This is a genomic window from Anabaena sp. AL93 (genome assembly GCF_001672085.1).
GTDB classification, from domain to species: domain Bacteria; phylum Cyanobacteriota; class Cyanobacteriia; order Cyanobacteriales; family Nostocaceae; genus Dolichospermum; species Dolichospermum heterosporum.
Window position 1 is genome coordinate 1 of record NZ_LJOU01000169.1, and the last position, 6791, is coordinate 6791.

Consider the following 6791-nt stretch of genomic DNA (forward strand, 5'->3'; position numbering starts at 1 on the left):
CAGAGTTTACCTATTCCTAAAAATCTTTGTAGATTACGTTTCCTGCTTTCATATTTAATTGGTTGGGGAAACAAGCTGGCCAATTTTGACAGTTTTACTTGGCGATGAGCCTGTATTAATAACAACAATATCTCTAGTGTCAAATACTGCTGTTCACTCAAATGCTTTCGGAAAATTGTTTGATATGATTGTGGTAACATTTTTTGCTTCGGGGGCTTCTTTGTCCCTATTTTTTTACTCCCTTATTTTCTCAAATTATTGCCACATCTCATCTTCAACCGCCTTGTCACCCGTTAAGGCTCCAGCATCAGCCGAAAATTCTCTTGTGCGGGAAATTGCCAACTGAATCACAGTAGCAGCAATGGGCGCAAATATGACTGTAGCTAATACACCTAAAGGATTGCCACCTCTTTCATTATCCCGTGAACCGCCACCAAACCACATACTATAACTGAGCATCTGCGCCAGGAAAGAAATAGCACCGGCGACAGTGGCGGCGATCGCTTGAGTTAAGGTATCACGATTAATAATATGGGTAAGTTCGTGGGCAATTACGCCTTCTAATTCATCCTGTGGGAGGATGTCTAAAATCCCGGCGGTGACGGCCACAGCCGCGTGTTCAGGATCTCGTCCTGTCGCAAAAGCATTGGCAGTGGGACTAGGAACAATGTACACTCCCGGCATGGGAATATTGGCACGGGTAGATAATTTTTGGACGATACGATACAGTGCTGGTGCCTCTGCTGCGGTGACAGGTTGGGCGTTATATACTGCTAAAGCAATTTTATCTGATTGATACCAAGAGAAGAGGTTAGTCGCTGCTGCTAACCCAACTCCGATGACTAAGCCCCCTGTACCACCAATTACCCAGTAACTAATTGCTATTAATAAGCCACTTAGGGTAGCTAGTAAAATAGCAGTTTTCAGTTGATTTCCCATCTTGATAACTCTCCTACTTATGCTGTATTAATTTTTGTAATTTTATCTGGACAACAGCATCTTTTTACCCACCCCTTGATTGTATCGAGTTCAAATTTGGGGTACAGTGATGAAAACCTCTCACTAGAGTACGGTTTTCCGTTTGAGGTTAATTGAATAAAAGATTAAGTAATGGGACAGAATTAATTACACAACTGATTTTTCTGTTCCCTGTTCCCTGTTCCCTCTCTCAACGAGTGAATTTAATTTTGTCCGACTACTTAATAATGTTACAACAGGCAGAAATTCGTGTTCCCATTGCCATTAGTTTAGGGGCAATAGCTGGGGCTTTAAGTCGCTATTATTTAACTTTGTGGGTTACGAACCGCTTTGGTTTCAGTTTTCCCTATGGAACTTTTTTTATTAATATTAGCGGTTGTTTAGCAATGGGGTTTTTCGCAACTTTAGCTATGGAAAAAACAGCGCTGATTTCCCCAGAAATTAAGTTAATTGTCGCTACAGGATTTTTAGGTGCATATACTACTTTTTCTACTTTTGGTTTAGATACAGTTGGCTTGTTACAACGTGGTAATTGGTTAGCCGCTGCTGGTTATTTTTCAGGTAGTACAATCTTGGGAATTATCAGTGTGCAATTAGGGATGATTATTGCTAGAATGTTAAATTAAAAGTTATTGAAAATTAATCAATACAGAAAATGGTGCAAACACAATCTATTATCAACGAGAATTCTTTAACAGAAATATTACCTGGAGGGAGTAACCCAGATGCTTTTGAATTAGCAGAAGCATGGTATCCAGTTCACTACCTTCAAGATTTAGATAAATCCAAACCCACTCCTTTCACTCTTTTAGGTAAAGATATTGTAATTTGGTGGGATCAAAAAAACTCATCTTGGCAAGTATTTATAGATCAATGTCCTCACCGTCTTGCACCTCTTTCTGAAGGCAGAATTAATGAAGATGGACTATTAGAATGTCCTTATCATGGTTGGTCATTTGCTGGAGATGGAACTTGTCAAAAAATTCCCCAACAGGTTGCTGGTGGAAAAGCGGAAACTTCTCCCAGGGCTTGTGTACCATCTTTACCAACAACAGAACGACAAGGATTATTATTTGTCTATGCTGGTAATCCAGAAAATGCTGTAAATACCAAAGTTCCTGTAATTGAACCCATAGAAGCAGCACCGGAAGGATGGGTAATTATGAACACTTTTCGAGATGTTCCTTATGATGCTTTAACATTATTAGAAAATATCCTTGATCCTAGCCATATTGCCTTTACCCATCATCGTACAGTGGGGAATCGTGCCAATGCTGCACCCTTAGAATTAGAAATAGTTGAATCGGGAAAATATGGTTTTGCAGGGATTTGGAAACAAGGATTAAAAGCAGGACAATCGGGAAAACTTTCCACAACATTTATTGCCCCTGGTTTGATGTGGCATGATATTAATGCTGAAAAAGGCAGAATTTTAACCGTTGTTTATGCTGTCCCCATTCGCAAAGGTGAATGTCGGATAATTGCCCGGTTTCCTTTTAAGTTCAAGTCTAAATTACCAGGATTTTTTATTAAAATTCGCCCTCGTTGGTATGTCCATATTGGTCAAAATGGCGTTTTAGAAGATGATCAAATTTTTCTCCATTATCAAGAGCGTTATTTAGCAGATAAAGGTGGTAGTGCTAATTTTAATAAAGCCTTTTATCTGGCGACAAAAGCAGATACTTTTGTGGCTGAGTTACGTAAATGGGTAAATCAATATCATGGGGAAACATTTCCAGGGGAATCTTTACCACCACTTTTATTGAATAAGGAAGGATTGCTAGAAAGATATCATTCCCATACAGAAAAATGTGCTAGTTGTCGTCAGGCTTTAAGGAGAATTCAAAAGTTAAAATTCTGGTGTGGTGTTTTTACTATTCTGGCTTTAGCTAGTAGTCCGTTATTCGCATTTTTGGTGGAAACAAAATCAATTCTATTTGTGATGACAGAAACATTTATTCCTCTTTTATTGGGTGCAGCTTGGTGGAAATTAAGTCAGTTGGAAAGGGAGTTTTATGAGGGAAGAATTATCCCCCCTCGTAATTTACCGGAGAAAAAAAGATAAATTGGCGGTTTCAAATTTCACTTAATACTATTGTCAGCGTCCAAATATGAAAGTTTGAATTCATACTCTCGGTATCAATCGGGCTTTGATACTCTAGATGCTGAGTCTATACCTGTTCATCTGTCTGAGGTATTGTCAGAATCAGGATGTCCAGGATTTAAGGATTGACAGGATGTTTGTTTAAGTTGCGTTTTTAGGGTTTGAGGATTCTATACTTCTCGGTTAGACTCAAAAAACTGCAATGTGATCTAGATTAGTGCTTTTTGTTGCTTGATAGGGAATACTAGAATAAATACTCTTTGTCAGATAAAGGTGGGTTTCGACAAATGGACTGGACAACAATACTCAAAGCACAGCAAACTGATTTTATTCAAAGACTGAAATCTGGTGATTTACTCCATTGTGAGGAGGAAGGCCAGCATAGTGAGTTGACGGTTATCTCTGGAGAGAGGTTAAAGCAATTACGGGATTTTTGCTGGGATATGGCTAATAAATTTAAGCAACAATCCGATGTTAAGAACATCTTTTTCAATAATATGAAGGGAAAGCTGGGTGAGGAAGTTATTAAAATCCGTTTAGGTGATTTTGTCACTGAGGTTGATTATGAAAAACGCATTGGTGGAGATGGAAAAATTGATTTTACTTTAACTTCTGATTCATCTATTGGTATTCAGGTTAAAACTCGTTATGGATATTTTGATAAAGTTCAATGGACAATTGATAGAGAAGAAATTGAAAAAAATGCTGTTTTAGTTTGTGTTTTATGTCAAGAGGAATTTAGTGAAATGGAAAAAGACTATCGTTTGATTATGGTTGGTTTTTTACCAACGAATATGATGAAATCAACTGGTGATAAAACTTTAGTTGGAATAGATGAATTACTTTATCCTGGTGGTTTGCGTGGTTATTTAGAGAATTTAAAATTATTTACATATTATGATTATCATAAATATATCTTATTAGGTGATGAATGTATTCATAATCAAGATTATCAAGGCGCGATTACTAATTATAGTCAAGCATTGCAGATAAATCCTAAAAATGCTCAAATATATTTTAAACGAGCGGAAATTCATCATCACCTGGGAAACTTCCAGAATGCTATAAATGATTATAGTCAAGCAATATACATTAATCCTAAAGACGCTTACTCTTACAATAACAGAGGAATTATTTACGAAAAATTTGGTTATATAGACTATGCTATTAATGATTATGAGAAAGCACTAAAAATTAATCCTAAAGAAGCTGTAGTCTATTTGAATTTAGCAATTACTTACTATAACCTAGATGTAGATTGCAATTATTACAATTATATTATAAATAGAGATGAACTAATCATCAATTATTTGAATCAAGCGTTAAATATTAATCCTAACTTATATAAAGCATACTATGTTAGAGGAAAATTTCGTTTTCAAATAGGAGATGTAGCAGGTGCATTTGAGGATTTTAATATTGTATTAAAATTTGATCCTGACTATGCCTTAAATATTTATACATATCTTGCAGAAGTATACTACTATCGGGGAAATTACTATAGCGAAATAGGAAATAAAAAAAACGGACTTGAAAATTTGAATTTGGCAGCTAATCTATATAAAAAAATAAATAATGAATTTAGTTATAAACGTACTATTGACTATATCGAATATGTTGAATCAAAATATGTTGAATATAATTTTGATGATAATGATGTTGAGCTAAAATCAGCAGTAGGTATGCATTATACCCGTCTTCGTGACTTACTCGCAGCAGGGAAATGGAAAGAGGCTGATGAAGAAACAACGCGAGTTATGTTAGCAGTTGCAAAAAGGGAGCAGCTAGGCTCGCTAGATTTTAACAGCATTAATAATTTCCCATGTGAAGACCTCCATACGATTGATAAATTGTGGGTAAGATACAGTAATGAACGTTTTGGTTTTTCTATCCAAAAGCGTATTTATGAAAATGTGGGGGGAACAAAGAAACATAACAGCATAATTACGCAAGCTTTTGGCTATGCTGTGGGCTGGAAAACAGCAACAGAGTGGTTTTATTACGGCGATATTACTTTTGATATAAATGCACCAAAAGGTCATCTCCCAAGACAAATATTAGTAGAAGAATCTAATGGATTTTTAGTATGTTTTTTTCATATCTTCTCTCGCGTCGAGACTTGTAGACTTTTTCCAGCACAAGAAAAACAGCAGCAAAATATTCCCATATCTCAACCTGTAAACCAACAGGTACAATTAAAATCATCCTGTGGGATGGATTATAGTGAACTGCGTGACTTACTTAAAGCAGAAGAATGGAAAGAAGCAGATGAAGAAACATATAGGGTGATGTTAGCAGTTGCGAAACAGGAAAAGGAAGGTTGGTTAAGAGTAGAAGACATTGATAATTTCCCCTGTGTCGACCTCCGCACCATTGACCAGTTGTGGGTAAAATACAGTAATGGTAAGTTTGGTTTTTCTGTACAGAAACGAATTTATCAGGATTATGGTGGAACGAGAGAATATAACCGAGAAATCTGGGAGAAGTTCGGGGATAAGGTAGGATGGAGAAAAGGAGGTAAATGGTTGTATTACAATGATGTTACTTTTGATATAACAGCAAGAGAAGGACACCTTCCATATCGATCAGGGGTTAGTGATTTTAGGATTGGTTGGTTTGGGTTTGGTTGTGTCTCTTCTCTCGCATCGAGACTGGTAAAGTGTAATATTTAAAGATTACAGAAAATTATTAACTCAGAATCAGGATATCCAGGATTAAAGAATTTACAGGATTTTATTTTCTGATGAAAGCTGCCCCAATTCTGAGATAATTAATTAGATGAACGAGAAAATTACTCCCTTCCCACACAAAGATAACTGATATTTTTCTCTGTGTCCTCTGTGTCTCTGTAGTTCGTTTAAAAAAATTAGTAATCTAACAGTAATATCAAGAATAATTGAACGCAGATAAACACAGATAAAGATGGACAATCGAAAATCAAAACATGAAACTTTCAAACAACATCCTGTTAATCCTAAAATCCTGGACATCCTGATTCAGACAAATGCAAAATTGAGAAATACTGGAGAGAATCATGAAAATCACCTACGACGCAGAAGTTGATGTTTTAAGAATTATATTCAGCAATATACCAATTGAAGAAAGTGATGAAGAAAAACCAGGAATCATTTTAGATTATGACGACGCTGGAAATATTGTAGGAATTGAAATAATAGACGCTTCTAAACGTATATATAACCCATGTTTGTTTGAGTATTCTGTTAATAATTCGTAAGTTGAGTTGACATAAAAGCACCATTTGTATTAAATGAGAAGATTAACAACAGAAGTCGGGGATCTGAATTTTGTCAGAATCAGGATATCCAAGATTAAAGGATTTACAGGATTTTAGTTTGTGGTCAAAGATACCCGACTTCTAAACATAATTAATTGCGTGAATGAAAAGATTAATGGCTCTTGCGTCTCTTTTATGGAGAATTAATACTAAAGTGCCAGTTTAATAAACTACGTAATCGGAAATTACTAAAGTTACGAAAGCCATATCCAAGTCTTTTGATTAATTTGAGTTTATTATTAATTCCTTCAACAGTACCACTCGTAGTTCTGCCATCAAAATAACCTACGACTTCACCAAACCATCTAATCATTGTTCCTATACTTTTGGGAAAATACGAAAGTCCATTATGCATCCAATCTAATAAATTGATTATGCTTTCACCCCAAGACTTAGTAGATTCAAATATGTCTC

4 protein-coding genes and 4 pseudogenes are annotated in these 6791 nt (G+C 35.8%); 5 read left to right on the top strand and 3 right to left on the bottom strand.

All coding sequences use genetic code 11. The features are described 5' to 3' along the window. Both AN486_RS25805 and AN486_RS25810 read right to left on the bottom strand, forming a co-directional pair. Positions 1-200, bottom strand: a pseudogene (locus AN486_RS25805) (IS4 family transposase); the annotation flags it as partial. 85 nt (positions 201-285) lie between these two features. Next, positions 286-939, bottom strand: a pseudogene (locus AN486_RS25810) (M48 family metalloprotease); the annotation flags it as partial. A gap of 266 nt (positions 940-1205) precedes the next feature. On the opposite strand from AN486_RS25810, the gene crcB reads away from it, so the two are divergent. From crcB to AN486_RS25840, 5 genes and pseudogenes are all read left to right on the top strand, one after another. Next, a complete protein-coding gene (gene crcB, locus AN486_RS25815; protein ID WP_290602980.1) occupies positions 1206-1604 on the top strand; it encodes a fluoride efflux transporter CrcB in 399 nt (132 codons plus the stop codon). 29 nt (positions 1605-1633) lie between these two features. Next, positions 1634-3043, top strand: coding sequence for a Rieske 2Fe-2S domain-containing protein (locus AN486_RS25820; RefSeq protein WP_290602979.1), 1410 nt, complete (start codon positions 1634-1636; stop codon positions 3041-3043). An 836-nt stretch (positions 3044-3879) separates the two neighbouring features. Beyond that, positions 3880-5124: pseudogene (locus AN486_RS26780) on the top strand (GUN4 domain-containing protein); the annotation flags it as partial. A 144-nt stretch (positions 5125-5268) separates the two neighbouring features. Next, a pseudogene (locus AN486_RS25835) lies at positions 5269-5754 on the top strand (GUN4 domain-containing protein); the annotation flags it as partial. Between the two features lie 362 nt (positions 5755-6116). Continuing rightward, positions 6117-6317: a DUF2283 domain-containing protein gene (locus AN486_RS25840; protein WP_168635828.1), complete on the top strand. Its 201-nt coding sequence runs from the start codon at positions 6117-6119 to the stop codon at positions 6315-6317. Between the two features lie 193 nt (positions 6318-6510). Here the strand turns inward: AN486_RS25840 and AN486_RS25845 are convergent. Further along, positions 6511-6791: transposase (locus tag AN486_RS25845; RefSeq protein WP_290601601.1), on the bottom strand; the 281-nt coding region annotated here is incomplete at its 5' end.